28 protein-coding genes and 1 pseudogene are annotated in these 24,753 nt (G+C 69.4%); 25 read left to right on the top strand and 4 right to left on the bottom strand.

From position 1 onward, the window contains the following. Nucleotides 1–391: 391 nt before the first annotated feature. Nucleotides 392–871 (top strand): Lrp/AsnC family transcriptional regulator, encoded by a 480-nt coding sequence (locus FHR73_RS18900; RefSeq protein ID WP_064309082.1) that lies wholly within the window; start codon nucleotides 392–394, stop codon nucleotides 869–871. Here FHR73_RS18900 and FHR73_RS18905 read toward each other — a convergent pair. Continuing rightward, nucleotides 845–1,696, bottom strand: a complete 852-nt coding sequence (locus FHR73_RS18905; RefSeq protein WP_183633307.1) for a Brp/Blh family beta-carotene 15,15'-dioxygenase — start codon at nucleotides 1,694–1,696, stop codon at nucleotides 845–847. The two genes, FHR73_RS18900 and FHR73_RS18905, sit on opposite strands and share 27 nt — an antisense overlap. 2 nt (nucleotides 1,697–1,698) lie before the next feature. Next, entirely contained in the window at nucleotides 1,699–2,391 is a 693-nt protein-coding gene (locus FHR73_RS18910; protein ID WP_183633309.1) for a bacteriorhodopsin, read from the bottom strand. A gap of 216 nt (nucleotides 2,392–2,607) precedes the next feature. Between FHR73_RS18910 and FHR73_RS18915 the strand changes: the two genes are divergently transcribed. Continuing rightward, nucleotides 2,608–3,000, top strand: coding sequence for a globin domain-containing protein (locus tag FHR73_RS18915; protein ID WP_183633311.1), 393 nt, complete (start codon nucleotides 2,608–2,610; stop codon nucleotides 2,998–3,000). 309 nt (nucleotides 3,001–3,309) lie between these two features. Continuing rightward, nucleotides 3,310–3,717, top strand: a complete 408-nt coding sequence (locus tag FHR73_RS18920) for a hypothetical protein (protein WP_183633313.1) — start codon at nucleotides 3,310–3,312, stop codon at nucleotides 3,715–3,717. 31 nt (nucleotides 3,718–3,748) lie between these two features. Here the strand turns inward: FHR73_RS18920 and FHR73_RS18925 are convergent, their stop codons facing one another. Further along, nucleotides 3,749–4,639, bottom strand: a complete 891-nt coding sequence (locus tag FHR73_RS18925) for a LysR substrate-binding domain-containing protein (RefSeq protein ID WP_183633315.1) — start codon at nucleotides 4,637–4,639, stop codon at nucleotides 3,749–3,751. Nucleotides 4,640–4,746: 107 nt separating this feature from the next. On the opposite strand from FHR73_RS18925, the gene FHR73_RS18930 reads away from it, so the two are divergent. The 22 genes from FHR73_RS18930 to FHR73_RS19035 all read left to right on the top strand — a co-directional run bounded on the left by FHR73_RS18930 (nucleotide 4,747) and on the right by FHR73_RS19035 (nucleotide 23,853). Then, nucleotides 4,747–6,024 (top strand): MFS transporter, encoded by a 1,278-nt coding sequence (locus FHR73_RS18930; RefSeq protein ID WP_183633317.1) that lies wholly within the window; start codon nucleotides 4,747–4,749, stop codon nucleotides 6,022–6,024. Between the two features lie 355 nt (nucleotides 6,025–6,379). After that, nucleotides 6,380–7,102 (top strand): beta-ketoacyl synthase chain length factor, encoded by a 723-nt coding sequence (locus FHR73_RS18935; RefSeq protein ID WP_221191608.1) that lies wholly within the window; start codon nucleotides 6,380–6,382, stop codon nucleotides 7,100–7,102. Then, nucleotides 7,099–7,866 (top strand): 1-acyl-sn-glycerol-3-phosphate acyltransferase, encoded by a 768-nt coding sequence (locus FHR73_RS18940; RefSeq protein WP_183633321.1) that lies wholly within the window; start codon nucleotides 7,099–7,101, stop codon nucleotides 7,864–7,866. Before FHR73_RS18935 ends, FHR73_RS18940 begins: the two co-directional genes overlap by 4 nt. Beyond that, the gene (locus FHR73_RS18945) at nucleotides 7,859–8,119 is read left to right on the top strand and encodes a phosphopantetheine-binding protein (protein WP_007161049.1); all 261 of its coding nucleotides are present in this window, start codon (nucleotides 7,859–7,861) and stop codon (nucleotides 8,117–8,119) included. The genes FHR73_RS18940 and FHR73_RS18945 overlap by 8 nt, the downstream gene beginning before the upstream one ends. Before the next feature lie 10 nt (nucleotides 8,120–8,129). Further along, nucleotides 8,130–8,384, top strand: a complete 255-nt coding sequence (locus FHR73_RS18950) for an acyl carrier protein (protein ID WP_027599969.1) — start codon at nucleotides 8,130–8,132, stop codon at nucleotides 8,382–8,384. 10 nt (nucleotides 8,385–8,394) lie between these two features. Further along, nucleotides 8,395–8,967, top strand: a complete 573-nt coding sequence (locus FHR73_RS18955; protein WP_183633322.1) for a hypothetical protein — start codon at nucleotides 8,395–8,397, stop codon at nucleotides 8,965–8,967. Continuing rightward, complete coding sequence (locus FHR73_RS18960) at nucleotides 8,964–10,610, top strand: AMP-binding protein (RefSeq protein WP_183633323.1); 1,647 nt, start codon at nucleotides 8,964–8,966, stop codon at nucleotides 10,608–10,610. The genes FHR73_RS18955 and FHR73_RS18960 overlap by 4 nt, the downstream gene beginning before the upstream one ends. Continuing rightward, nucleotides 10,607–11,344 (top strand): glycosyltransferase family 2 protein, encoded by a 738-nt coding sequence (locus tag FHR73_RS18965; RefSeq protein ID WP_183633324.1) that lies wholly within the window; start codon nucleotides 10,607–10,609, stop codon nucleotides 11,342–11,344. The genes FHR73_RS18960 and FHR73_RS18965 overlap by 4 nt, the downstream gene beginning before the upstream one ends. Before the next feature lie 44 nt (nucleotides 11,345–11,388). Continuing rightward, a complete protein-coding gene (locus FHR73_RS18970) occupies nucleotides 11,389–12,261 on the top strand; it encodes a glycosyl transferase (RefSeq protein ID WP_260175753.1) in 873 nt (290 codons plus the stop codon). Further along, a complete protein-coding gene (gene hutH, locus FHR73_RS18975; protein ID WP_183633326.1) occupies nucleotides 12,251–13,777 on the top strand; it encodes a histidine ammonia-lyase in 1,527 nt (508 codons plus the stop codon). The genes FHR73_RS18970 and hutH overlap by 11 nt, the downstream gene beginning before the upstream one ends. After that, the gene (locus FHR73_RS18980; RefSeq protein ID WP_145151584.1) at nucleotides 13,770–14,204 is read left to right on the top strand and encodes a thioesterase family protein; all 435 of its coding nucleotides are present in this window, start codon (nucleotides 13,770–13,772) and stop codon (nucleotides 14,202–14,204) included. The genes hutH and FHR73_RS18980 overlap by 8 nt, the downstream gene beginning before the upstream one ends. Then, nucleotides 14,192–14,776 carry an outer membrane lipoprotein carrier protein LolA gene (locus FHR73_RS18985; RefSeq protein WP_183633327.1) on the top strand — a complete coding sequence of 195 codons (585 nt, stop codon included), beginning with the start codon at nucleotides 14,192–14,194 and terminating at the stop codon, nucleotides 14,774–14,776. The genes FHR73_RS18980 and FHR73_RS18985 overlap by 13 nt, the downstream gene beginning before the upstream one ends. After that, a complete protein-coding gene (locus FHR73_RS18990; protein ID WP_183633328.1) occupies nucleotides 14,773–17,097 on the top strand; it encodes an MMPL family transporter in 2,325 nt (774 codons plus the stop codon). The genes FHR73_RS18985 and FHR73_RS18990 overlap by 4 nt, the downstream gene beginning before the upstream one ends. After that, a complete protein-coding gene (locus FHR73_RS18995) occupies nucleotides 17,090–18,337 on the top strand; it encodes an NAD(P)/FAD-dependent oxidoreductase (RefSeq protein ID WP_183633329.1) in 1,248 nt (415 codons plus the stop codon). Before FHR73_RS18990 ends, FHR73_RS18995 begins: the two co-directional genes overlap by 8 nt. Beyond that, complete coding sequence (locus FHR73_RS19000; RefSeq protein WP_183633330.1) at nucleotides 18,334–18,834, top strand: hypothetical protein; 501 nt, start codon at nucleotides 18,334–18,336, stop codon at nucleotides 18,832–18,834. The genes FHR73_RS18995 and FHR73_RS19000 overlap by 4 nt, the downstream gene beginning before the upstream one ends. Beyond that, nucleotides 18,831–20,015, top strand: coding sequence for a beta-ketoacyl-[acyl-carrier-protein] synthase family protein (locus FHR73_RS19005; protein WP_183633331.1), 1,185 nt, complete (start codon nucleotides 18,831–18,833; stop codon nucleotides 20,013–20,015). The genes FHR73_RS19000 and FHR73_RS19005 overlap by 4 nt, the downstream gene beginning before the upstream one ends. Next, entirely contained in the window at nucleotides 20,012–20,461 is a 450-nt protein-coding gene (locus FHR73_RS19010) for a hotdog family protein (RefSeq protein ID WP_183633332.1), read from the top strand. Before FHR73_RS19005 ends, FHR73_RS19010 begins: the two co-directional genes overlap by 4 nt. Continuing rightward, entirely contained in the window at nucleotides 20,458–21,195 is a 738-nt protein-coding gene (fabG, locus tag FHR73_RS19015; RefSeq protein WP_007161063.1) for a 3-oxoacyl-ACP reductase FabG, read from the top strand. The genes FHR73_RS19010 and fabG overlap by 4 nt, the downstream gene beginning before the upstream one ends. Next, complete coding sequence (locus FHR73_RS19020) at nucleotides 21,195–22,427, top strand: beta-ketoacyl-ACP synthase (protein WP_183633333.1); 1,233 nt, start codon at nucleotides 21,195–21,197, stop codon at nucleotides 22,425–22,427. Before fabG ends, FHR73_RS19020 begins: the two co-directional genes overlap by 1 nt. A 23-nt stretch (nucleotides 22,428–22,450) precedes the next feature. Beyond that, nucleotides 22,451–22,849: a hypothetical protein gene (locus FHR73_RS19025; RefSeq protein WP_183633334.1), complete on the top strand. Its 399-nt coding sequence runs from the start codon at nucleotides 22,451–22,453 to the stop codon at nucleotides 22,847–22,849. A gap of 101 nt (nucleotides 22,850–22,950) precedes the next feature. Beyond that, nucleotides 22,951–23,400: an excinuclease gene (locus tag FHR73_RS19030; protein WP_183633335.1), complete on the top strand. Its 450-nt coding sequence runs from the start codon at nucleotides 22,951–22,953 to the stop codon at nucleotides 23,398–23,400. 216 nt (nucleotides 23,401–23,616) lie between these two features. Then, a complete protein-coding gene (locus FHR73_RS19035; protein ID WP_183633336.1) occupies nucleotides 23,617–23,853 on the top strand; it encodes a hypothetical protein in 237 nt (78 codons plus the stop codon). Between the two features lie 402 nt (nucleotides 23,854–24,255). Here FHR73_RS19035 and FHR73_RS19040 read toward each other — a convergent pair. Next, nucleotides 24,256–24,753: pseudogene (locus tag FHR73_RS19040) on the bottom strand (threonine ammonia-lyase, biosynthetic); the annotation flags it as partial.

Consider the following 24,753-nt stretch of genomic DNA (forward strand, 5'->3'; position numbering starts at 1 on the left):
GCCTGTAGGGGCGGCCGTATCGGCGGACCGCCCTGGCCGCGATGCTCTTCCCACCAAACACCAAATCCCACCCAAAAGAAAAGGGGAGACCTTGCGGTCTCCCCTTGAATTCGTTGTCCTCTCGCACCGCTCGTGACGGTGGCTGCGATCGACCAGGAATGGTGACCTGGGCGGGCCCGGGCGCGGCGGACGGGATACCGTCGTTGGCGATGCGAAAGGCCCTCCTGGGGCGCCTTCGTTGGACAGCTCTACCGGGCTATCGAAGTTGAGTTCAGCTTACGCCCCTGCTGCCAGCAGCGGGTTGCGTTGTGCAGCTTCTTTCCTGCCTCTTGCGCAATCCTTGGCCATAAACCTAGCATTAGGCGCAATCGGCTAGCGCAAGGCATGCAAAATGGACAAACTCGATCGCTTCGATCTGAAAATCTTGGCAGAACTGCAGCGCGACGCGCGCCTCTCCAACCAGGAACTGGCCGAACGCATCGGCCTGTCGCCCTCACCCTGCTCGCGACGGGTCAAGCAACTGGAAGACAGCGGCTATATCACCCGCCAGGTCGCCCTGCTGGATCGCAAGAAGCTCGGGCTGTCGCTGACCGCCTTCGTGCTGATCGGCATGGACAGGCATACCCCGGAGCGCTTCGAGAACTTCCAAGCGATCATCGCCCAGTGCCCCGAGGTACTGGAGTGCTGCCTGGTCACCGGCATGGATGCGGATTACCAGCTCAAGGTCGTCGTGCCCGACATGGAGCACTATCAGCAGCTGCTGCTGGGCACCCTGACGCGCATCGAGGGGGTCTCCAGCGTGCGCTCGAGTTTCGTGCTCAACCAGATCCTGGCCAGCACCGAGCTACCGCTCAACCATCTGCGGCCCTGAGCGCGGTGTGGCCTCGGCACCCGGGGCGAGAAAGCGCGGCAGCACCAGCATGTGGGGTACGGCGAAGGCCGCCAGCACGGCGAACAGCGCCCGGATGCCGGTGCGCTCCTGCAGTACGAAGACCAGGCCACCGGCCAGGGTGAAAACGGCCGCGCCCAGCAGGATCGGCCAGGTCAGCTGCAGATAGGCCGTGAAGGTAGGCGCCCCCAGCAGCCGCTGGCGTACCCCGGTCTGGGGCGCGGCGTGCAGCAGGTAGAAACCCAGCGCGAAACCGACCAGAGGCGGCGCCAGCACCACCGCCAGCAGCGTGGCCGCCAGCCAGGGACAGCGGCGTTGCCAGGCGGCCAGCAGCAGCACCGGCAGCGCCAAGGCCCCACCCAGGGCAAGCGACCTGGCCAGCCCCGTCGCCAGCGCCGAAGCGGCATCCGGCCCCATGGCCAGTGCCAGCAGCCGGGCGACGGCCGCCTCATGCAGCACCGCCGGACCACCCACGATGAACAGTCCCAGCGCCAGCGCACTCAGCCGATCGGCGAGAAGTTCGTCTTCATGGGCGAAATGCCAGATCGACAGCAGCAGGAACAGTGGCAGCGCCAGTGTCCCCGCCAGTTGCCAGCAGAGCAGGCAGGCCAGGGCCGTCGCCAGGTAGCTGCCAAGAAAGGCGAGGCGCCGTGCGGGAGCGACCAGGCGCAGATCGCTGGCGCCATGCAGGAGGCCAAGCCCCAGACCCACCAGCAACGCGAAGGCCAGCTGCCCCGCCCCGCCTGCCAGGCTGGCGAGCCCGGCGGCCGGCAGCAGCACCAGCCCGCCGCGCCCGGTGGTCGTCATGCTCAGACGCCAGGCCGTGCCAGAGCCGCCTTGAGATTGCGCTCGGAGGTGAAGGCGTAAACCACCTTGGCCAGCACATCGAGGATCAGGAAGACCCAGACAGTGGCGGTGTCACTCACCGCCCAGACACCCTCCGGCCCCACGGCGAAGACCACTGGGTAGATCAGCCAGAGCACGCTGAGAAAGCCGACGTTCTTGCGATAGGCTGCGCCGATCGCCGCGTGCTGCCCAGCCAGGGCCGCCAGCGGCTTCCACAGCAAATAGAGCACCCCGACGAAGGCCGCGCAGGACCAGGCGAAGAACACCCACTTGAGGGTGCCGTAGGGCGCCAGGGACGCGACCAGACCGGTCACGATCATCACCACGTCGAGGGTGACGATGGAGGCCACGAAACCGGCCTCGCCTTCCTGCTCGCGGGCACCCAGGTAGGCCGAACTCACCACCCCGGCCAGCAGCAGCGGCGTGGTGAAGGTCCAGTCCAGGTAGCGGGCGACGTAGGTGATGCTGCCGTCCGGCTTGATCAGATTGCCGACCCCCAGGTACATGGCCAGATAGGCCGTGGCGGCGATGAAGGGCACGGCGGCATGGACCAGGGTATGACCACGCAGCGGTCCGCGGTGGGCGCCCTTGGCATAGATGGCCAGGGAAGCCAGCGACATGATGACAAAGCCGAGTAACAGGGGTGTCTGACTCATGGGATTCTCCAGGGGACGATAGTCGCGCCGCGACGGACCAGGCCCTCTGGAGTAGGGGTTTCTCGGCTACCGCTGCGCCTAGGGTAGAGAAGCCGCCTCGTGAATTGGTTCAAAATGTTTCAGAGCCGTCGATTGGCTGTCGCCCTGACCTGGATCAAGACGCCAGCCCTCTCCTCCAGGCAGGCTGCGTCGCCTCATGCCCGCCCAGGAATCCGCATGCTGCCGGCCCAGAACGTGATGCTGAGCTACGGACGCTGCTGCGCCAGCCCCGTCTTCTTCGATGACTTCTATCAGCGCTTCCTGGCCAGCTCGCCCCGGGTGCGGGAGAAATTCGCCCACACCGACATGGCCGCCCAGCAACAGCTGCTGCGCCACGGCATCATGAACCTGGTCCTCGTCGCCCGTGGCATGCCCGCCACCAAGCTGCGCCAGCTCGGCGAAAGCCATTGCCGCGCACGACTGGACATCGACGCCGAACTCTACGACCTCTGGGTCGACTGCCTGCTCGCCACCCTGGCCCGACACGATCCGGACTTCTCTCCTGCACTGCGCCAGGAATGGCGGGAGGTACTGGAGGCCGGGATCGCGGTGATGCGCAGCTACTACTGAGCAGGACCGGACCCTGTTGGGCTTCGCTGCGCTCAACCCAACCTACGCCCACTACTGCACCGCACCCGCTCCAAACGCCCCTCTCTCTCAGGGCGAGGACAACCCATCACCGTAGGTTGGGTTGAGACAGCCCCATCGTCGAAGCCCAACACCGCAAGACACCGCACCCCGCCCAAACGCCCCCTCTCCCCTAGGGAGAGGGCCGGGGTGAGGGCGAACCCAAACGCCTGAATTTGGACAAGGCACCCAGAACCACTGCAATCTTCCTGCTCTATCCTCCCCTTCCGACCAGAAACCGGAGGCCCAGCCGTGCGCAAGATCATCCAGATTCAGGTATTGCCTGCCGATGCGGAGTCGGCATCCAACCGGCTTTGCGCCCTATGCGACGACGGTTCGCTGTGGCTGTGGGCTTCTCAGGCCGCGGACGGCTGGCAGCCGCTGCCGTCGATCCCTGCTGCAAGGCCCGATTTGGTCGCCGAGACGGTCAACAAACCCGCCCAGGCGGGCGCTCGGTGGACAGCCGAAGACGACACCCAGCTTGCGCAACTCTGGTACGAGGCCCAACTGGATGTCGCCCGTATCGCCGCACGGGTCCAGCGCAGCGAAGCCGCCATCGTGTCACGCCTGGTCAAGCTCGACTTCTTCGCCACGAGCGAGGATGCCCGCGCCGCCAATCGCCTGCGCCGCAAGACGCCGACCGACTCGACACCGGACTAGGGGGAGCAAACCGCCTGGTCGGGCAAGCCCGCTACTGCGCTGCGCTCATCAACAAGCCCACAAATGCCTCCGCCTGCGGCGACACCTCATCCCGCCGCCTGAGCAACCACACCGCCGAAGTGGCCTCCGGATCGTCCAGCTCGCGATACACCAGCCCTTCCATCTGGGTGCGCTGGTAGGTGGCGGGCAGCACGGTGACGCCGAGGCCGGCGGCGACCAGACCGAGGATGATGAGGACCTCGCTGGCCTCCTGGACGATGCGCGGAGTGAAGCCGGCGCGGGCGGCGAGGCTGTGGAGCTGCTGGTAGAGACCGGTGCCGAAGCTGCGCGGGAAGTACACGAAGGGCTCGTCGGCGAGCGCGGCCAGGGGCAGCGGGCTGGTGCCTTGCTGGGCCAGGGGATGGTCGTGGCGCAGGGCGACCACCAGGGGTTCGCGGAAGAGTTCGACCGCCACCAGGGCGTCGGGCAATTCGATGGGGCGGATCAGGCCGATCTGCAGGTTGCCGGCGAGCATGGCGTCGATCTGTTCGCGACTGCTCATCTCCTGCAGTTGCAGGCGCACCTCGGGATAGGCGCGGCGGTAGGCGAACAGCGTCTTGGGGATGGTGGCGACGAAAGGCGAAGAGGCGCTGAAGCCCACCTGCAACTGCCCGGTCTCGCCGCGGCCGGCGCGCCGGACGCGTTCGGCGGCGCGTTCGCTGGCCAGGAGGATCTGCCGGGCTTCGTCGAGAAACAGCCGGCCGGCCTCGGTCAGGGCGACGCGTCGGTTGGTGCGTTCCAGCAGGCGGGTGCCCAGTTCGGTTTCCAGGGCCTGGATCTGCTGGCTGAGCGGTGGCTGGGAGAGATTCAGGCGCTGGGCGGCGCGGCCGAAGTGCAGTTCCTCGGCCACCGCCACGAAGTACCTCAGGTGGCGCAATTCCATACGTCTTCCATTGAGTCGTAAAACCTATCAATCGAGACGGACAATATATTGGATATATGGCAGTCGCCAGCCTAGGGTGATGAGGTCAGACCTGCCCTGAGGTACCCGTGAACACGTCCCGGTCGTCCGCTACCCCGCCCGCTCCTGCGCTGGCCACCCTGCCTGCCGCCAACGAGGCGCAGCACGAGCCCGCCGCCTTCATCGAGAAGGGCACGCCGCAATTCCTGCGCACCGCCCTGGCGTTGTTCTGCGGCGGCTTCGCCACCTTCGCCCTGCTCTATTGCGTGCAGCCGCTGATGCCGATCTTTTCCCAGGCCTTCGGCCTCACCGCCGCGGCCAGCAGTCTGTCGCTGTCCCTGGCCACCGGGCTGATGGCCTGCGGCCTGCTGGTGACCGGGCCGATCTCCGACGCCATCGGCCGCAAGTCGGTGATGGTCTATGCGCTGTTCGCCGCGGGCGGCTTCACCCTGCTCAGCGCCCTGATGCCCACCTGGGACGGCATCCTGCTGACCCGTGCCCTAGTCGGGCTGTCGCTGGCCGGGGTGGCGGCGGTGGCCATGACCTACCTGGCCGAAGAGGTGCACCCCGAGCACCTGGGCTATGCCATGGGCCTCTATATCAGTGGCAATGCCCTGGGCGGGATGTCCGGCCGGGTGATCAGTGGGGTGCTGGTGGACTTCGTTTCCTGGCGCATCGCCCTCGGCGCCCTGGGGGTGCTGGCCCTGGTGGCGGCGCTGCTGTTCAAGCGCAGCCTGCCGGCGTCGAAACGCTTCCAGCCACGGGCCCTGCGGCCGCGCAGCCTGCTCGCCGGCTATGCCCTGCACTTTCGCGATGCCGGGCTGCCCTGGCTGTTCCTGGAGGCCTTCCTGCTGATGGGCGCCTTCGTCACCCTGTTCAACTACATCGCCTATCGCCTGCTGGCCGAGCCCTACCATCTGAGCCAGGCGTGGATCGGCGTCCTCTCGCTGGTCTATCTGGCCGGCATCTACAGCTCCGCCAAGTTCGGCAGCCTGGCCGATCGCTTCGGTCGGCGACGGGTGTTCGCCGCGGCCATCGTGCTCAAGCTTTGTGGCCTGCTGCTGACCCTGTTCAGCTCGCTGTGGCTGATACTGCCGGGCATGCTGCTGTTCACCTTCGGCTTCTTCGGCGCCCACTCCGTGGCCAGCAGCTGGGTGGGGCGGCGGGCGCGCCAGGCGCGGGGCCAGGCGTCCTCGCTCTATCTGTTCAGCTACTACGCCGGTTCTAGCGTCGCCGGCACCCTGGGCGGTGTCTGCTGGCACCTGGGGGGCTGGACCGGCGTCGGCCTGTTCATCGGCGCCCTGCTGCTGGCGGCCCTGGCCGTGGCGGTCCGGCTATCGAGATTGCAGCCGCTGCCAGCGGCCTGACCGCAAGCCCCGATCGCGCCAGGAAGATGAAAACGACCCTAGCGCGGCTCCGGCGGCACTGATCGCGATAACCTTCAGCCTTACCTTCATCCGCCTCGCGCAAATCACGCGTTTCACTGCCGCTCGTCGCACGGAGCGGCGTTTCATTCCCTCAAAAGAGGCCCTCTACCTCTCGCCAAGCTAGCCTGTTCCTGGCTTGGCGCCGCGACTGTCACCCCTTCGCAAAGTTCAGACAAATGTTTGCCTAGGGTGGGAGCCGCTTGGATAATGCGCGCCGAACGCTGCAATACCCTGCTCATCAGGGATAGATGAAACGGCAAGCACGCAAGGCTCCGGGGTAGATTCGGCTGTGAACATGCACTTCCAGATTAGCGATTGGCGCGCCTGGGCGCCTGGTCTTGGCGACCAGGCCGCCTGGTGGCAGTGGTGCGCCGCGCCCTGGCGTCCGGCGGACGACGGCAGCCAACCCGATGCCAGCTTCCTGCCGGCCATGCAGCGGCGCCGCCTGAGCCGGCTGGCGCGCATGACCTTCCAGGTGGCCTGGCCGCTGGCCGACGCCCATGGCGCACCGCTGCCGCTGATCTTCGCCTCGCGCCACGGCGAGACCCCGCGCACCCTGGCCATCCTCCAGGAACTGGCCCGCGGCGAGCCGCTCTCGCCGACCCAGTTCAGCCTCTCGGTGCACAACGCCATCATCGGCCAGTGGTCGATCCTGCGTGGCGACCACAGCGAGATGAACGCCCTGGCCACCGGCCGCGACGGCCTCGAACACGCCGTGCTGGAGGCCTGCACCCTGCTCGCCGAAGGCGCCAGCGGGGTGCTGGTGGTGATCGCCGAGGAAGCGCCGCCAACCCTCTATGCGCCGCAGATCGACGACGTCCCCTTTCCCTATGCCGTGGGCCTGTTGCTCACCCCGGGCAGCAGCCATGGCCTGAACGGCGCGCCGGCCCCGGCGGATGCGGCGACCAGCGCCTGGCCCCATGCCCTGGAGTTGCTGCGCCTGCTGGAAGCGCCTGGCGCCCTGCACCTCGCCTATGCCGGGCGCGCCTGGCACTGGCAGGCGGAGGCCCGCGGATGAGCGGCCGCCTGGACTACGGCTACCGACTGCTGGCCACGGGGCTCAACTTCGTGGTGTTCGGCTGCGGCGCCCTGGTCTTTCGTCTGCTGATCCTGCCGCTCCTGCTGGTGCTGCCGGGCGATCCCCTGCGCCGCCGCCAGCGTGCGCGGCGGGCCAATGCCCGACTGTTTCGCTTCTTCGTCGCCTTCATGGTGCTGACCCGGGTGATGAATCTGCGTATCCAGGGCCGCGAGCGCCTGGGGCGTCCGGGCCAGCTGATCATCGCCAACCACCCCTCGCTGATCGACGTGGTGGTGCTCATCGGCCTGGTGCCCGACGCCAATTGCGTGGTCAAGCAGGGCCTCTGGCAGAACCCCTATCTCAAGCGGCAGATCCAGGCCGCCGGCTACATCAGCAACAACGGCAGCGCCGAGATGCTCGACGAAGCCGCCGACGCCCTGCGCGAAGGCCAGACGCTGATCATCTTTCCCGAGGGCACCCGCACCACCCCCGGCGAGCCGCCGCGCTTCCATCGTGGTGCTGCGGCCATCGCCCTGCGCGGCGCCCGCTGCATCACCCCGGTGATCATCCGGGTGGTGCCCAGCACCCTGACCAAGGCCACGCCCTGGTATCGCATTCCCGCGCGGCGCTTCGACTTCCAGCTGGACGTCGGCGCCGACATCGATCCCACCACCTTCGCCGGGCGGCCGCTGCCGCTGGCGTCGCGTGAACTCAACGACCAGCTGCACCAGCTCTACCTGAAGGAAACCGGCAACCATGACTGATCTCAATCTCGAGCTCAAAGGCCTGATCATCGAGGCGCTCGGCCTCGAGGACGTCACCGTCGACGACATCGGCGACGACCAGATCCTGTTCGGCGACGGCCTGGGCCTGGATTCGGTGGACGCCCTGGAGCTGGGCCTGGCGATCCAGAAGCGCTACGGCATCCGCATCGACGCCGAGGCCAAGGACACCCGCACCCATTTCGCCAACGTCAACGCCCTTGCGGCCTTCGTCGCCGCCCAGCGCGCCGCCTGAGGAGATCGCCATGCAAAGCCGTGAAGCCATCTTCGAGACCCTGCGCAGCGCCCTGGTCGAACTCTTCGAACTGGAGCCCGAGCGGGTGACCCTGGAGGCCAACCTCTACGAGGACCTGGAGATCGACAGCATCGACGCCGTCGACCTGATCGACCACCTGAGGCGCCAGACCGGCCACAAGATCGCCGCCGAGCAATTCCGCCAGGTGCGTACCGTGGGTGACGTGGTCGAGGCCGTCCATCGCATCAGCCAGGCGGACGCCTGATCCGCCGCCTATGAGTGCCCTGCCCTCCCGCTCCCCCCTGGGCCTGGTCGCCAGTGCCCTGCTGCTCCTGCTCGGCCTGGCCTATCCCTTCGCCGTCTACTTCGGCCTGCAGCACCTTTCGCCGCGGTTGTTCGCCGCCGGCCTCGGCGCCCTCTGGGGCCTGCGCCTGCTGCAACCGGGCCTCAACGGCCTGCAGCGCGGCACCGCCCTGGTCGCCCTGGGCTTCTGCCTGCTGCTGGCCCTGAGCGACGCCGCCATCCTGCTGCGCTGGTATCCGGTGCTGCTCAGCCTCTTCCTGCTGGCGGTGTTCGGCCTGAGCCTGCTGCGCGGCCAGCCGCTGATCGAGCGCCTGGCGCGGCTGCGCGAACCCGAGCTGCCGCCGCGCGCGGTGCGCTACACCCGCCGGGTGACCCAGGTCTGGTGCCTGTTCTTCCTGGGCAATGCGCTGACCGCCGCCGGCCTGGCGCTGTGGGCGCCGCTGGCCTGGTGGACGCTCTATACCGGCGTCATCGCCTATGGCCTGATGGGCCTGCTGTTCGCCGGCGAATGGCTGGTCCGCCAACGCGTGCGGAGGCTGCCATGACCTTTACCCCCCTCGCCGAATTGCTCGCGCCCGCGAGCCCGCTGGACCTGGCGCTCAGGCAGCGTGCCCTGCGGCTGGCGGCCGCCTTCGAGAACGCCGGTCTCAGGCGCCTGGCCTTGCACCTGGACGATGCCGAAGACCTGGCCTGCGCCCTGCTCGGCGCCTGGCGCGCCGGGATCGAGGTGATCCTGCCGGCCGATGCCCAGCCCGCCACCCGCGCGCGCCTGGCGCCGACGCTCGACGCCTGGCTCGACGACCTCGAAGGCTGGACGGCCGCCGAGCCGCTGGCGCCCGCCCGGCTCGATCTGCAGGCGCCGCTGCTGACCCTGAGCACCTCGGGCTCCAGCGGTGAACCCAAGTCCATCGCCAAGCAGCTGTTCCAGCTGGCCAACGAGGTCGCCGCCCTGGAGCGTCTCTGGGGCGCTTCCCTCGGCGCGGCGACCGTCCTCGGCAGCGTCTCCACCCAGCACATCTATGGCCTGCTGTTCCGCGTGCTCTGGCCGCTCTGCGCCGGCCGGCCCTTCGCCCGCCAGGCGCTGCCCTTCACCGAGGAATTGCAGCGCGAGACCGCCGCCCTGCTGCGCCAGGGCCGGCGCGCCGTGTGGATCAGCAGTCCGGCGCTGCTCAAGCGCCTGGGCGAGAATCTCGACGATGCCGTCCTCGGCCAGGTGGTGCAGGTATTCTCTTCTGGCGGCGTGCTGCCGGGCGCGGCCGCCAAGGCCTGTCAGCAACGCTTCGGTCGTTATCCCACCGAGGTCTATGGCAGCTCCGAGACCGGCGGCATCGCCTGGCGCAGAGGCCCACAACCCTGGCAGGCCTTTGCCGACATCGAGCTGGGCCAGGATGCCGAGGGCGCCCTCTGGCTGACCTCGCCCTATCTCCCCCGGGGCATGCGCGAGCAGACCATGGACGACGTGCGCCTGCTGGGCGACGGCCGCTTCGAGTTGCTTGGCCGCCTGGATCGCATCGTCAAGCTGGAAGAAAAGCGCATCGCCCTGCCAGCCCTCGAAGCACGCCTGCTCGGCCATCCCGCGATCGCCGACGTCCGCCTGGGCGTGGTGCAGCAGGGTCGCGCCCTGCTCGGCGCCCTGGTGGCCCTGAGCGAGCGCGGCCTGCACCAGCTGCGTAATGGCGGTCGCCGCGCTTTGGTGGCCGAGCTGCGCGAACACCTGGCCGGCCACTGCGAGGCCATCGCCCTGCCGCGCCGCTGGCGTCTGCTGCTGGCGCTGCCCTACAGCGCCCAGGGCAAGCTGGCCCAGGCTGAGGTGGAGCGCCTGCTGGCCCAGCCGCGGCCGGTGGAGATCGAGCCACTCAGCGTGGAGCAGACCGAAGATGGCTGGCGCCTGGAACTGGAAATCGCCCCGGACCTGGCGTTCTTTTCCGGCCACTTCGCCACGGCGCCGGTGGTGCCCGGGGTGGTCCAGGTGGGCTGGGCGCAGCGCCTGGCGCGCCAGCACCTGGCCCTGCCGGCGGAGTTCGCCGGGATGGAGGTGCTGAAATTTCAGCAACTGCTGCGCCCCGGCGATCGGGTGACCCTGACCTTCCACTTCGACGCCAGCCGCAGCAAGCTGCACTTCGCCTTTCGCCAGGGTCCGGCGGCCTGCTCCTCCGGGCGCATCCTGCTCCGGGAGGCGCGGTCTTGAGCTTTCGTGCCTGCGCGGTGATCCCGGTGTTCGACCACGAGCACGCCCTGCCGCTGGTGGTCCAGGCGCTGCGCCAGCGCGCCCTGCCCTGCGTGCTGGTGGACGACGCCTCCAGTCACGCCTGCGCCCAGGTGATGGACGAACTGGCCAGGCAACCCGACATCCACCTGCTGCGCCTGCCGGTCAACCAGGGCAAGGGCGGCGCGGTGATGGCCGGCCTCGCCGAGGCGCAGCGGCTGGGCTTCAGCCATGCCCTGCAGGTGGACGCCGACGGCCAGCACGACCTGGCCGACGTGGCCGCCTTTCTCGCCGAGGCCCAGGCTTATCCAGACGCACTGATCTGCGGCTATCCGCAATTCGACGACTCGGTGCCCAAGGGCCGGCTCTATGCCCGCTACCTCACCCATGTCTGGGTGTGGATCAACAGCCTGTCGCTGGAGATCCGCGACAGCATGTGCGGTTTTCGCGTCTATCCGCTGGCACCGACCCTGGCGGTGATCCGCGCCGGCGGCCTGGGCAAGCGCATGGATTTCGACCCGGAGATCCTGGTGCGCCTGGCCTGGCGCGAGCAGCCCATGCGCTGGCGTCCGACCCGGGTGCACTATCCGCTGGATGGCCGTTCGCACTTTCGCCTCTGGCAGGACAACGTGCTGATCTCGCGCATGCACACCCGGCTGTTCTTCGGCATGCTGCTGCGCGCGCCGCGCCTGCTCTGGCGCCGGGTGCGCACGTGAGCGGCCACTGGGCGCAGCAGCGCGAGCGCGGCAGCCCGCTGCTGATGCGCCTCACCGCCTGGCTGGCGCGGCACCTGGGCCGCCGCGCCATCGCCCCGCTGCTGCGGCTGATCGTGCTGTACTTCTTCCTGTTCGGCGCCCGCGCCCGCCGTGGCATCCGCGAGTACCAGCAGCGCCTGGCCAACTGGAGCGGTCGTCCCGACCTGCAGCCCAGCTGGCGCAGCGGCTATGCCCAGTTCATGGCCTTCGCCGAAGCCCTGCTGGACAAGCTCGACGCCTGGAACGGCCGCCTCGGCCTGGATCAGGTGCAACTGCACGACCCGGATCAGGTGCACAGCCGCATGCACGGTCCGCGCGGCGAGATCCTGGTCACCGCCCACCTGGGCAACCTCGAAGTCTGCCGCGCCCTGGCCCAGCTGGGGCGGCGGGTACGCCTCAATGTGCTGGTGCACACCCGCCACGCCGAGGCCTTCAATCGCCTGCTGGAAGAGGCCGGCGCCAGCGACCTGCGGCTGATCCAGGTCAGCGAACTGGACCCGGCGGTGATGCTGCAGCTGAGCGAGCGCCTGGAGCGCGGCGAATGGCTGGCCATCGCCGGCGACCGGGTGCCGCTGCATGGCGGCCGCACCGTGGCGGTGGATTTTCTCGGCGCCCCGGCGCCCTTCCCCCAGGGGCCCTGGCTGCTGGCTCACCTGCTGCGCTGCCCGACCAACCTGCTGTTCTGCCTGCGCGAGGCCGACGGCTACCACCTCTACCTGGAAGACTTCGCCCCGGCGCCGGCCTGGCGCCGCCAGGAGCGTGCCGCCGGTATCCAGGGCCTGGCCCAGGCCTATGCCGAGCGCCTCGCCGCCCATTGCCTCAAGGCGCCGCGGCAGTGGTTCAACTTCTATCCCTTCTGGAGTCGCGATGAACGCTAGTGTGCGCTTTGGTAGCCAGGTCCTCGCCCTCGAAGACCTGGTCGCCCTGGCCGAGGGCCGGGCCCGGGCCGACCTGCAGGACGACGCGGCCTTTCGCGACGGCATCGCCCGCGGCGCGCGCTTCGTCGAGTCCCTGCTGGCCCGGGAAGGCTCGGTCTACGGCATCACCACCGGCTACGGCGATTCCTGCGTGGTCGCCGTGCCCCTGGCCCAGGTCGCGGCGCTGCCGCGCCAGCTCTATACCTTCCACGGCTGCGGCCTGGGTCGCCACCTGGACCCGGCGGCGACCCGCGCGGTGCTGGCGGCGCGGTTGCAGTCGCTGTGCCAGGGGGTCTCCGGGGTGCGCGTCGAATTGCTCGAACGCCTCACCGCCTTCCTGCGCGAAGACATCCTGCCGCTGATCCCCGAAGAGGGTTCGGTGGGCGCCAGTGGCGATCTCACCCCGCTGTCCTACGTCGCCGCCGCCCTCTGCGGCGAGCGCCAGGTACTCTGGCGCGACGAGATACGGGACGCCGCCGAGGTCCACGCCGAACTGGGCTGGACGCCCCTGGTGCTCCGGCCCAAGGAAGCCCTGGCGCTGATGAACGGCACCGCGGTGATGACCGGCCTCGCCTGCCTGGCCTTCGCCCGCGCCGAGTACCTGCTGCGCCTGGCGACCCGCATCACCGCCCTCAACGTGGTGGCCCTGGCCGGCAATCCCGAGCACTTCGACCAGCGCCTGTTCGCCGCCAAGCCCCATCCGGGCCAGGGCCAGGTGGCCGCCTGGCTGCGCGCGGATCTGGCCGCCGAAGGCCCGGCCGCGCCGCTGCACCGCCTGCAGGACCGCTATTCGCTGCGCTGCGCGCCCCACGTGCTGGGGGTCCTGGCCGACAGCCTGCCCTGGCTGCGCCAGTTCATCGAGACCGAACTCAACAGCGCCAACGACAATCCGCTGATCGACGCCGAGGACGAGCGGGTGCTGCATGGCGGCCACTTCTATGGCGGCCACATCGCCTGCGCCATGGACAGCCTCAAGACCCTGGTGGCCAACGTCGCCGACCTGCTCGACCGCCAGCTCGCCCTGCTGGTGGACACGCGCTACAACCACGGTCTGCCGGGCAACCTCTCCGGCGCGCCGGCCGCGCGGGCCATGCTCAACCACGGCTTCAAGGCGGTGCAGATCGGCGCCAGCGCCTGGACGGCCGAGGCGCTCAAGGGCACCCTGCCGGCCAGCGTCTTTTCCCGTTCCACCGAATGCCACAACCAGGACAAGGTCAGCATGGGCACCATCGCCGCCCGCGACGCCCTGCGCGTGCTGGAACTCACCGAGCAGGTGGCCGCCGCCACCCTGCTGGCCGCCCAGCAGGGTGTCTGGCTCAGGCGTCAGCAGGGCACGGAGCCGCCCGCGCCCCTGGCCGCCATGCACCGCGAACTGGGCGAGACCTTTGCGCCCCTGCGCGAGGACCGCGCCCTGGAGACCGAATTGCGCCAGACCCTGACCCTGATCCGCGCCCGCCACTGGAGGCTCTATGCGTAAGACCGGTGCCCTGCAGGTCGAGGTGGAGATGCAGATCCCCTTCTTCGACGTCGACATGATGGAAATCGCCTGGCACGGCCATTACGTCAAATACCTGGAAGTGGCGCGCTGCGCCCTGCTCGACCGCCTGGACCATAACTACCTGCAGATGCGCGAATCCGGCTATGGCTGGCCGGTGATCGACCTGCAGATCCGCTACATCCGTCCCCTGCTGTTCCAGCAGCGCGTGCGGGTCAAGGCCGATCTGGTGGAGTGGGAGAACCGCCTCAAGCTCAACTACCTGATCAGCGATGCCGCCACCGGCGAGCGCCTGACCCGCGCCAGCACCGTGCAGGTGGCCGTGGACATGGCCAGCCGCGAGATGCAGCTGGCTTCGCCCAGGGTCTTCATCGACGCCGTGGAGAGGGCCCTGGCATGCGCAAACTGATCGCCCTGCTACTCGTGCTGGCCGCCCCCCTGGCCCAGGCCTTCGACCTCGACGACCTGGCCACCCAGCTGGCGCGTCCGGCCGTGGTCGCGGGCAGCTTCGTCCAGCAGCGCTATCTGCGCGCCCTGCCACAACCGCTGACCAGCAGCGGCCACTTCACCCTGGCCCGTGGCCTGGGCCTGCTCTGGCAGCTGGAAAAGCCGCTGACCCAGACCTATCGCATCACCCCTGGCGCCATCGCCAAGCAGACCCCCGCCGGCTGGACGCCGCTGCCCGGCAGCGACCTGGCCGCGCGCCAGAGTGCGCTGTTCCTCGCCGTGCTCGGCGGCGATCGCAGCGGCCTGGAGCGCGACTTCGAACTGGCCCTGAGCGGTGACGCCCGCCACTGGCAGCTGCGCCTGACCCCGCGCGGCGCCCTGCTCAAGCAGGTGTTCGACGGCATCCTCATCCAGGGCGGTACCCTGGTGGAGCAGGTGGAAATCCGCGAGACCCAGGGCGATCGCAGCCTGCTCAGGCTCGACGGCCAGGCCCGCGACAGCCTTTCCGCCGACCAGCGCGCGGCCTTCCAGTGACCCGGCTGCAGCGCCCCTTCCTGCTGTTGCTCCTGGCCCTGCTGGCGCTCAGCGCCTGGCAGTGGCGGCACGGTCCGCCGGTGGCCGCCGATCTGCTGGCGCTCTTGCCCCAGGGCGCCGGTGATGCTCTGACCCTGCAGGCCGAGGCGCGCATGGCCGAGCCGCTCAATCGCGAGGTGCTGCTGCTGGTCGGTCATCCCCAGCGCGAGCAACTGCCGGCCCTGGCCGAGCGCCTGGGCCAGGCCTGGTCGCGGGAGCCGCTGTTCGAGAAAGTGCAGTGGCAACTCACCCCTGACCTGCCCGGCCTGCGCCAGCAACTCCTGGCCAGTCGCCTGGCGCTGGCACCGGGGCCAGCGCGTGACCAGCTCCTGCATGACCCGGACAGCTATCTGCAGGCCCGCGCCGCGGCCCTCTTCGATCCCTTCGCTGGCGCCGGCGCCCTGCCTCTGGAAGAGGACTGGTTCGGCCTCGGCCTGCTGGTGCAGCGCCAGCTCACCCCGGCCAGCAAGGTGCAATTCGATGCCGGCAGCGGCCTGCTGCTGACCCAGGGCGACGGCCTGAGCTGGGCGCTGGTCCGTGCCCGCACCCGCGCCGATGCCTTCGACTTCGATGCCCCGCCGCAGGTGGAGGCCCTGATCGAGGCCGCCCGCCGCGAGGTGATGGCCGACGGCGGTCAGTTGCTGGCCGCCAGCGGCCTGAGATACGCCGCCGCTGGCCAGGCCACCGCCAGTCGCGAGATGTCGCTGATCGGCGGCCTCGCCACCTTCGGCACCCTGGCCCTGCTGCTGGGGCTGTTCCGCCGTTGGCGGGTGCTGCTCAGCCTCTTGGCGGTGGGCGTGGCCCTCTTGGCCGGCAGCGCCGCCTGCGTGCTGCTGTTTGGCCAGATCAACGCCCTCACCCTGATCCTCGGCGCCAGCCTTACCGGGGTGGCCGCCGACTATCCGCTGCACTATCTGAGCAAGAGCTGGAAGGGCGGTCCCTGGGACGCCACGGCCATCCTGCGCGAGACCCTGCCCGGACTGTCACTCAGCCTGGCGACCAATCTGCTGGGCTATCTGGCGCTGGCCTGCACGCCCTTTCCGGCGCTGACCCAGGTGGCGGTATTTTCCGCCGCCGGTCTGATCGGCGCCTACCTCACCACCGTCTGCCTGCTGCCGGCCTGGTGGCAACGCCTGGACCTGGCGCCGCCCGCCGCGCCGCTGCGCTTCATGCAGCGGCTGCTCGACCTGCGCCTGCGCCTGCTGGCACGCACCGGCAGCCTGCCGCTGCTACTGGCCCTGCTGGCCTTTTGCGGCGTCGGTGTCTGGCAGCTGCACCTGCAGAACGACCTGCGTCTCTGGCTCGGCCAGGACCCGGCGCTGACCCGCGAAGCCCAGGCCATCGCCCACCTCACCGGCCTGCAACCCACCAGCCAGTTCTTCCTGGTGCGTGGCGCCGACGCCGACCAGGTGCTGGAGCGCCAGACCGCCCTGGGCCAGCGCCTCGACGCCCTGGTCGCCGCCGGCCAGCTGCAGGGCTATCGCGCCCTCAGCGGTCTGCTCGCCCCCGCCGCGGCCCAGGCCGAATTGCGCCAGGCCCTGGCCGGTTGGGGCGAGCGCCTGCAACCGCTGCTGGCCGTAGGCATCCCGCCTGAGGCGCTGGAAGCTGAACTCAAGCAACTGCAGCACCAGCCCGACCTGAGTCTCGACCAGGCGCTGGCCGGCCCCCTGGGCGAACCCTGGCGCCCGCTCTGGCTGGGCCGCACGACCGATGGCGGCGCGGCCGGCCTGGTCAGCCTGCAAGGCCTGGGCAATGCCCAGGTGCTGCAGACGGTAGCCGCGGGCCTGCCCGGCGTGCAACGGGTGGATCGCCTGGGCGAATTGCGCGGACTGTTCGTCCACACCCAGCGCCTGGCGGTGGAGCTCAAGCTGCTGGCCTCGGGCGCCATCTTTCTCCTGCTGCTCTGGGCCTTCGGCCGGCGCGCGGCGCTGCGCATCGTCTGCCTGCCGCTGCTGGCGGCCCTCGCGGCCCTGGCCTGCCTGGGCTGGCTCGGTCAGCCGCTGACCCTGTTCAGCCTCTTCGCCCTGCTGCTCATCACCGCCATCGGCGTGGACTACGCCATCCTCATGCACGAGGCCATCGGCGGCGCGGCGGTCAGTCTGCTCGGCGGCCTGCTGTCCGGCGTCGGCAGCTGGCTGTCGTTCGGCCTGCTGATGCTCAGCAGCACCCCGGCCATCGCCAACTTCGGCCTGGCCATCAGCCTGGGCCTGGTGTTCAGCTTCCTGCTGGCGCCCTGGGCCTCGCCTCCCGTCTCCCACGAAAAGGACCTTCGTCATGGTTGAACATCATCCCCTGGTCGTCATCGGTGCCGGCCCGGCGGGCGCCGTGGTCGCCGCCCTGCTCAAGCGCCGCGGCCATCCGGTGTTGGTGCTGGAAGCCCAGCACTTTCCGCGCTTTTCCATCGGCGAGAGCCTGCTGTCCCACAGCCTGGACTTCGTCGAGGAAGCCGGGATGCTGCCCGCGGTCGAGGCGGCCGGCTTCCAGACCAAGATTGGCGCGGCCTTCGCCTGGGGCGAGCGCTACACCGACTTCGACTTTCGCGATACATACAGCGGCGGCCGCAGCACCTTCCAGGTCCAGCGCGGCCCCTTCGACAAGATCCTGGCCGACGACGCCACGCGCCAGGGCGTGGAGATCCGCTACGGCCAGCGCGTCACCGCCGTGACCCTGGGGGAAGACGGCGAAAGAACCCGGCTCGAGGTGCAGGGCGACGACGGCCAGGCTTACCCGCTGACCACCGACTTCCTGCTCGACGCCAGCGGCTACGGCCGCGTCCTGCCCCGCCTGCTGGATCTGGAAGCGCCCTCGGACTTCCCCGTGCGCCGCGCCCTGTTCACCCATGTCGAGGATCGCATCGACGACCCCCGCTTCGACCGCCAGCGCATCCTCATCACCACCCATCCGACTCTGCGCGACGTCTGGTTCTGGACCATTCCCTTCAGCGACGGCCGTACCTCGATCGGGGTGGTCGCCGCCGCCGCGCGCTATGCCGGACGCGCCCCCGATCTCGCCACCTGTCTGCGCGACTGGGTGGCCGAGACCCCGAGTCTGGCGCGGGTGCTGCACAATGCGGTCTGGGATACCCCGGTGCGCGAACTGGGCGGCTACGCGGCCAACGTCAAGCGCCTGCACGGCCCCGGTTTCGCCCTGCTGGGCAACGCAGCCGAGTTTCTCGACCCGGTGTTTTCCTCGGGCGTCACCATCGCCCTGCGCTCGGCCAGCCTGGCCGCGCCCCTGGTGGATCGCCAGTTGCGCGGCGAGCCGGTGGATTGGGAAGCCGAATTCGCCCGGCCGCTCAAGGCGGGCGTCGATACGTTCCGTGCCTATGTGGAGGGCTGGTACGATGGCAGCTTCCAGGACGTCATCTATTTCGAACACGCCGATCCCGAGATCAAGCGCATGATCTGCGCCATTCTCGCCGGCTACGCCTGGGACGTTCGCAATCCCTTCGTCAAGGAGCCCAAGCGGCGCCTGCGCCTGCTCGTCGAGCTCTGCCAGCTGAATTCGGCCCATCCTGCATGACCCTGCCCCGTCCGTTCGTCTTCGCGCTGGCCTGCCTGCTGCTGCTTGCCGCCTGCGCCAGCCAGCCGCCGCTGCCCAGCAGTCCGCCGCCGCTGGCGCGCGCGCTGGTCTACCAGGTGGAGCGCCAGACTGCCGAGGGCAGCGACGCCCTGCTGCTGGCCATCCAGCCGGAGGGCGCCGCCCTGCGCTTTTCGCTGTTCGATCCCCTGGGCGTGCCCCAGGCGCGCCAGCAGTTGATCGACGGCGCCTGGCACGCCGACGGCCTCTTGCCGCCCAATCCCCGGGCGCGCACCTTCTTCAGCGTGCTGCTGTTCGCCCTGACCCCGACCGACCAGTTGCCACGCGCCTATGCCGCGGGCGACTGGCACAGAACCGCCGATGGCAGCCGCACCCTCAAGGACTGGCAGGTGCGCTATCCCGCCGCCGACCGCCTGGAACTGCAGGCGCCGGACGCATCGCGCTATCGCCTGACGCTCTTGCCGGAGTCCGCGCCTTGAGCGCCTACCTGAATGCCCTCGGCCTGCTCTGCGCCCTCGGCCAGGGCAAGGCCGCGGTGGCCCGCGGCCTGTTCGCCGGTGATACGGCCGGCATGCGGCCCACCCCGGGCTGGATTCCCGAGCGCCAGCCGCCGGTGGGTACCGTCACCGCGCCGCTGCCAGCCTGGCCGCTGGAGTGGACACCCTTTTTCAGCCGCAACAACCAGCTCTTGCTGGCGGCCCTGACCGAGATCGAGCCCCAGGTGCGCCAGGCCATCGAGCGCCACGGCCCGGCGCGCATCGGCGTGGTGCTGGGCACCAGCACCTCGGGCATCCATGAGGCCAGCCTGGGCATCGCCGTGCACCAGCGCAGCGGCCAGTTGCCCGAGGGCTATCAGTACGCCCAGCAGGAACTGGTGGCGCCGGCGGACTTCCTCGCCCGCTACCTGGGCCTGAGTGGGCCCTGCTACGGCCTTTCCACCGCCTGCACCAGCAGTGCCCGCGCCCTGCTCAGCGCCCGCCGGCTGCTGGTCCAGGGGCATTGCGACGCCGTGCTCTGCGGTGGCGTCGACAGCCTCTGCGGCCTGACCCTGAACGGCTTCGCCGCCCTCGAAGCGGTCAGCGAGTCGCTGTGCAATCCCTTCTCGGTCAATCGCTGCGGCATCAACATCGGCGAAGGGGCGGCGCTGTTCCTGCTGACCCGCGAACCCGGCCCCATCGCCCTGCTCGGCGGCGGCGCCAGTTCCGATGCCCACCATATCTCCGCCCCCGATCCCAGCGGCCGCGGCGCCGTCCAGGCCATGCAGGCGGCCCTGCGCGCCAGCGGCCTGCACGCGGCTGACATCGGCTATCTCAACCTGCACGGCACCGCCACGCCGCACAACGACGCCATGGAAAGCCAAGCCACCCACCAGGTGTTTCCGGCCGGGGTGCCCTGCTCCTCCACCAAGCCGCTGACCGGCCATACCCTCGGCGCCGCCGGCGCCCTGGAAGCCGCCTTCGCCTGGCTGATCCTGGACCCGCGGCTCAATCCCGCCGGCCAGCTGCCGCCGCAGCGCTGGGACGGCCAGGCCGATCCGGCCCTGCCGCGGCTGGCGCTGACCTCGAGCGACAGCCGCCTGGACGGACGCCGCCACGCCATGAGCAACAGCTTCGCCTTTGGCGGCAGCAACGTCAGCCTCATCCTCGGAGCCACGCCATGATCCCCTGGACCCTCGCCGAGCTGGTGCCCCATGCCGGCGACATGCTGCTGATCGACGAGATCCTCGCCTGTGACGAGGGCGGCATCGAGACCCGCCTGGTGGTAAGGCCCGGACTCTTCACCGATGCCGCGGGCGCCCTGCCGGCCTGGATCGGCGTGGAGCTGATGGCCCAGAGCGTGGCCGCCTTCGCCGGCTGCCAGGCGCGCCGTCGCGGCGAGGCGCCGGCGTTGGGCTTCCTGCTCGGCACCCGCCAGTTCGCCTGCGACGTGCCGGCCTTTCCCGCCGGCGGCGAATTGCGCATCCGCGCCCAGCCGGCGCTGGAAAACGACGATGGCATGGCCATCTTCGACTGCCACCTGCAGGGCCCTGGCTGCCAGGCCAGCGCCCGCCTGAACGTCTATCGTCCACCCCAGGTGGATCTGTATCTAGAGGAGCCCGCGCCATGAGCGTCGCCCCCGCTCCGGTCCTGGTGACCGGTTCCAGCCGCGGCCTGGGCCGCGCCATCGCCCTGCGCCTGGCCGCCGCCGGCCATGACCTGGTGCTGCACTGCCGCAGCCGCCGCGAGGAAGCCGAAGCCGTGCGTGCCGAGGTCGAGGCCCTGGGTCGCAGCGCCCGGGTGCTGCAATTCGACGTCGGCGACCGCGCCGCCTGCGCCGCCATCCTGGAGGCCGACACCGAGGCCCACGGCGGCTACTACGGGGTGGTCTGCAACGCCGGCCTGACCCGCGACGGCGCCTTTCCGGCGCTGACCGGCGAGGATTGGGATGTGGTCCTGCGCACCAACCTCGACGGCTTCTACAACGTGCTGCACCCGGTGGTCATGCCGATGATCCGCCGCCGCGCGCCGGGGCGCATCGTCTGCATCACCTCGGTCTCCGGGCTGATCGGCAATCGCGGCCAGGTCAACTACAGTGCCTCCAAGGCCGGCCTGATCGGCGCCGCCAAGGCGCTGGCCGTGGAGCTGGCCAAGCGCAAGATCACCGTCAACTGCGTGGCCCCGGGGCTGATCGACACCGAGATCCTCGACGAGCACGTGCCGGTGGAGAAGATCCTCGAGATGATCCCGGCCGGGCGCATGGGCACCCCCGAGGAGGTGGCCCACGCCGTGGCCTTCCTGCTCGCCCCCGAGGCCGGCTACATCACCCGCCAGGTGCTGGCGGTCAACGGAGGGCTGTGCTGATGAGCGCGCGCCGCGTCGTGATCACCGGGATGGCCGGCGTCACCGCCCTGGGCAGTGACTGGCCGACCATCCGCGACCATTTTCTCGCCGGCCAGAGCGGCATCCGCCGCATGGACGCCTGGGATCGCTACACCGAGATGAACACCCGCCTGGGCGGCCCCATCGTCGACTTCCAGGTGCCGGGCCACTGGACCCGCAAGCAGTTGCGCAGCATGGGGCGGGTCTCCCAGCTGGCGGTGGCCGCCGGCGAGCGCGCCCTGGCCGATGCCGGGCTGCTGGATGATCCGCGCATCACCGACGGCCGCATGGGCGTGGCCTGCGGCTCCTCCACCGGCAGCACCGACGACATCAAGGCGCTGGCCAACATGCTGCTCAGCGACGCCGCGGTGGGCCTCAACGCCAACACCTATGTGCGCATGATGCCGCACACGGCGGCCGCCAACCTGAGTCTGTTCTTTGGCCTCAAGGGTCGGCTGATCCCCACCTCCAGCGCCTGCACCAGCGGCAGCCAGGGCATCGGCTACGCCTACGAGGCGATCAAGTTCGGGCGCCTGCCGCTGATGCTGGCCGGCGGCGCCGAGGAACTCTGCCCCAGCGAGGCCATGGTCTTCGACACCCTCTATGCCACCAGCCTGCGCAACGACGTCCCCCAGACCTCGCCGCGTCCCTACGACCGTAGTCGCGACGGCCTGGTGATCGGCGAGGGCGCCGGCATCCTGGTGCTGGAAGAACTGGAGCACGCCCGGGCGCGCGGCGCGCACATCCACGCCGAGATCGTCGGCTTCGGCAGCAACGCCGACGGCCAGCACTCCACCCGCCCCGAGCAGGCCACCATGCAGCGCGCCATGGAGCTGGCCCTGGAAGACGCCGGGCTGACCCCGGACGCCATTGGCTACGTCAACGGTCACGGCACCGCCACCGAACAGGGCGACATCGCCGAGACCCGCGCCACCCAGGCGCTGTTCGGCGCCCGCATGCCCATCAGCTCGCAGAAAAGCTACCTGGGCCATACCCTGGGTGCCTGCGGCGCCCTGGAATCCTGGTTCAGCATCGCCATGATGAACGAGGAGCTGTTCGTGCCGACGCTCAACCTCGACGACCTGGATCCCCAGTGCGGCGAACTGGACTATCTGCGCGGCGGGCCGCGCGCGCTGCGTACCGACCATGTGATGAACAACAATTTCGCCTTTGGCGGGGTGAACACCTCGCTGATCTTCCGCCGCTGGTCCTGATGACCCTTTCCCGAGGTATGCCCATGTTGCGTCGCCTGCTGCTCGTCTCCGCTCTGCTGTTCCTGGCGGCCTGCACCCGCGCGCCCCTGGTGACGCCCCAGGAGGTCTTTCCCGCCGATCGGGTGGAGAACGCCGCCGATGTCCGCCGCGCCATCGTCGACACCCTCGAACGCCGTGGCTGGAGCGTCGGCCAGGAGAGCCCCGGCCTGGTGGTCGCCAGCATCGTGGTGCGCGATCGCCACCAGGCCTGGGTCGACATCCCCTACAGCACCAAGGGCTACCAGATCCGCTACCGCGACAGCGCCGGCCTCGACTACGACGGCGAGCGCATCCATCGCAACTACAACAAGTGGGTCCAGTTGCTCGACGCCGACATCCGCCGGCAATTGCAGCTGCCCGCCCCCACAGCCGACGCGGAGTGACCGCCCGCGACCTGCGCGATAGCGCAGAACGCCGGTCCCGCGGCTGACGGAGCGAGCGTTCTGGGTTAAACAGTCATCCCCACCACCACAAGGAAGTCGCCATGCGTACCCTAGCCCCTACCCTCGCCCTCACCCTGAGCCTGGCCGCGCTGCTGCCCGGCGCCGCCCAGGCCCGCGACACCACCCTGCAGCTGCCCTTCGCCGAAGTCGTCCAGGAAGCCCTGGCCGCCAAGCGCCTGGATGGCAGCGTGAAGTTCTACCTGGCCGGCAACCCGGTGCCGGGCAAGGCCACGGTGGTCAACTCCAGCATCACCACCAACCAGAAGACCAACGCCTTCAACAAGACCGACGAGGTCGCCTGCCGCTGGGTGCTGCAATCGGCGCTGATCCGCCTGCAGGAAGCCGCCAAGGCCGCCGGTGCCAATGCGGTCACCGACATCACCAGCTACTACAAGAAGAACGAGTGGAGCGACCCCACTCGCTACGAGTGCCACGCCGGCGCCCTCATGGCCGGTGTCGCCCTCAAGGGCAAGCTGGTCATCCTCAAGTAAGAAGCTGTTCACGATCTCGCGAGCTAGAGCCAAACAAGGCCTAGGCGGCCCCACGAAAATGGCTGAGGAAGCAGAGTTTACGAGTGGTAAATGAGCATTCCGAAGCTATTTTCAACGCCGTTTGGCCGACGCGCAGCAGATCGTGAATAGCTTCTAAGTCGGAACGGCGGTGCGTCCGGGGTAGTCTGTCTAGAGACCTACCTAGAGGCCGCCGCCATGCCCATGTTTCGCGTCCACTATCGCAAGGACGGCGAGTCCCGCCAGCTCGACCTCGAGCATCCGCAGGCCAGTCTCGCCCCGCATGAAGCCGCCCTGGCCGTGCTGGAACAGCTGCGCGCCGACGCCGAGAACAGCCTCGCCCTGCCCGCCGCCGATGCCCCAGCCGCAGCCATCCTGCGCCAGGCGGAGGTGCATGGATTGACGGATATCCAGGTAGAGCCGCTGGCCTCGTAGGTTAGCGCTGAGCGTAGCGAAGCCCAACGGGCAGGGCCTTCCGGTATGGGCCACCCTCACCCCAGCCCTCTCCCAGAGGGAGAGGGGGCGAATGGACTTCGTAGCGTGGAAAACGGCGCAGCCTTTTCCACTGACGGGCTCCGGTGGTAACGGTGGATAAGGCTGCGCCGTTATCCACCCTACCCGTATGCCCTCGTAGGTTGGTGCTGAGCGCAGCGAAGCCCAACGGGCAGGACCTTCCGGTATGGGCCACCCTCGCCCCAGCCCTCTCCCCGAGGGAGAGGGGGCGGTTAAGCGCCGTAGCGTGGAAAACGGCGCAGCCTTTTCCACTAACGGGCTCCCGTGCCAACGGTGGATAAGGCTCCGCCGTTATCTACCCTACCCGTATGCCCCCGCCGGACCTCAGCCCAGGAACAACCGGTAAGCAGGATTCTCGGTTTCGTCCCAATAGCGATAGCCGATGGCATCCAGGGTCGCCAGCAGCGCCGGCCGCTCGGCCTGGCTGGCTTCCAGCCCGGCGAACACCCGACCATCCGCCGCGCCGTGGTTGCGGTAATGGAACATACTGATGTTCCAGCGCCCGCCCAGCTTTTCGAGGAAGTCGAACAGCGCCCCGGGGCGCTCGGGGAATTCGAAGCGGAACACCTGCTCCTGGCCGACCCGCGCGGCGTGACCGCCCACGGTATGGCGGATGTGCAGCTTGGCCAGTTCGTTGTCGGTCAGATCCAGCACCGGAAAGCCCTGGTCGCGCAGCCCCTGCAGCAGGGCCTCGCGCGGATCGCGCTGGGGATGGGTCTGGACGCCTACGAAGATATGGGCCTCTTCGCCGGTGTGGTAGCGGTAGTTGAATTCGGTGATCTGCCGCCGGCCCAGGGCTTCGCAGAAGGCACGGAAGCTGCC

This window comes from Pseudomonas sp. AS2.8 (assembly GCF_014190935.1).
Lineage (GTDB): Bacteria > Pseudomonadota > Gammaproteobacteria > Pseudomonadales > Pseudomonadaceae > Chryseomonas.

What these genes read in the sequence shown, in the direction of transcription:
- FHR73_RS18980 (WP_145151584.1), top strand. Translation starts at nt 13,770, where the DNA reads ATGCGTAAGACCGGTGCCCTGCAGGTCGAGGTGGAGATGCAGATCCCC.
- FHR73_RS18950 (WP_027599969.1), top strand. Translation starts at nt 8,130, where the DNA reads ATGCAAAGCCGTGAAGCCATCTTCGAGACCCTGCGCAGCGCCCTGGTC.
- FHR73_RS19000 (WP_183633330.1), top strand. Translation starts at nt 18,334, where the DNA reads ATGACCCTGCCCCGTCCGTTCGTCTTCGCGCTGGCCTGCCTGCTGCTG.
- FHR73_RS18945 (WP_007161049.1), top strand. Translation starts at nt 7,859, where the DNA reads ATGACTGATCTCAATCTCGAGCTCAAAGGCCTGATCATCGAGGCGCTC.
- FHR73_RS18900 (WP_064309082.1), top strand. Translation starts at nt 392, where the DNA reads ATGGACAAACTCGATCGCTTCGATCTGAAAATCTTGGCAGAACTGCAG.
- FHR73_RS18970 (WP_260175753.1), top strand. Translation starts at nt 11,389, where the DNA reads ATGCGCCTCACCGCCTGGCTGGCGCGGCACCTGGGCCGCCGCGCCATC.
- FHR73_RS18910 (WP_183633309.1), bottom strand. Translation starts at nt 2,391, where the DNA reads ATGAGTCAGACACCCCTGTTACTCGGCTTTGTCATCATGTCGCTGGCT.
- FHR73_RS18995 (WP_183633329.1), top strand. Translation starts at nt 17,090, where the DNA reads ATGGTTGAACATCATCCCCTGGTCGTCATCGGTGCCGGCCCGGCGGGC.
- FHR73_RS18960 (WP_183633323.1), top strand. Translation starts at nt 8,964, where the DNA reads ATGACCTTTACCCCCCTCGCCGAATTGCTCGCGCCCGCGAGCCCGCTG.
- FHR73_RS18985 (WP_183633327.1), top strand. Translation starts at nt 14,192, where the DNA reads ATGCGCAAACTGATCGCCCTGCTACTCGTGCTGGCCGCCCCCCTGGCC.
- hutH (WP_183633326.1), top strand. Translation starts at nt 12,251, where the DNA reads ATGAACGCTAGTGTGCGCTTTGGTAGCCAGGTCCTCGCCCTCGAAGAC.
- fabG (WP_007161063.1), top strand. Translation starts at nt 20,458, where the DNA reads ATGAGCGTCGCCCCCGCTCCGGTCCTGGTGACCGGTTCCAGCCGCGGC.
- FHR73_RS19025 (WP_183633334.1), top strand. Translation starts at nt 22,451, where the DNA reads ATGTTGCGTCGCCTGCTGCTCGTCTCCGCTCTGCTGTTCCTGGCGGCC.
- FHR73_RS19035 (WP_183633336.1), top strand. Translation starts at nt 23,617, where the DNA reads ATGCCCATGTTTCGCGTCCACTATCGCAAGGACGGCGAGTCCCGCCAG.
- FHR73_RS18940 (WP_183633321.1), top strand. Translation starts at nt 7,099, where the DNA reads ATGAGCGGCCGCCTGGACTACGGCTACCGACTGCTGGCCACGGGGCTC.
- FHR73_RS18955 (WP_183633322.1), top strand. Translation starts at nt 8,395, where the DNA reads ATGAGTGCCCTGCCCTCCCGCTCCCCCCTGGGCCTGGTCGCCAGTGCC.
- FHR73_RS19010 (WP_183633332.1), top strand. Translation starts at nt 20,012, where the DNA reads ATGATCCCCTGGACCCTCGCCGAGCTGGTGCCCCATGCCGGCGACATG.
- FHR73_RS19020 (WP_183633333.1), top strand. Translation starts at nt 21,195, where the DNA reads ATGAGCGCGCGCCGCGTCGTGATCACCGGGATGGCCGGCGTCACCGCC.
- FHR73_RS18925 (WP_183633315.1), bottom strand. Translation starts at nt 4,639, where the DNA reads ATGGAATTGCGCCACCTGAGGTACTTCGTGGCGGTGGCCGAGGAACTG.
- FHR73_RS19030 (WP_183633335.1), top strand. Translation starts at nt 22,951, where the DNA reads ATGCGTACCCTAGCCCCTACCCTCGCCCTCACCCTGAGCCTGGCCGCG.
- FHR73_RS18915 (WP_183633311.1), top strand. Translation starts at nt 2,608, where the DNA reads ATGCTGCCGGCCCAGAACGTGATGCTGAGCTACGGACGCTGCTGCGCC.
- FHR73_RS18905 (WP_183633307.1), bottom strand. Translation starts at nt 1,696, where the DNA reads ATGACGACCACCGGGCGCGGCGGGCTGGTGCTGCTGCCGGCCGCCGGG.
- FHR73_RS18935 (WP_221191608.1), top strand. Translation starts at nt 6,380, where the DNA reads ATGCACTTCCAGATTAGCGATTGGCGCGCCTGGGCGCCTGGTCTTGGC.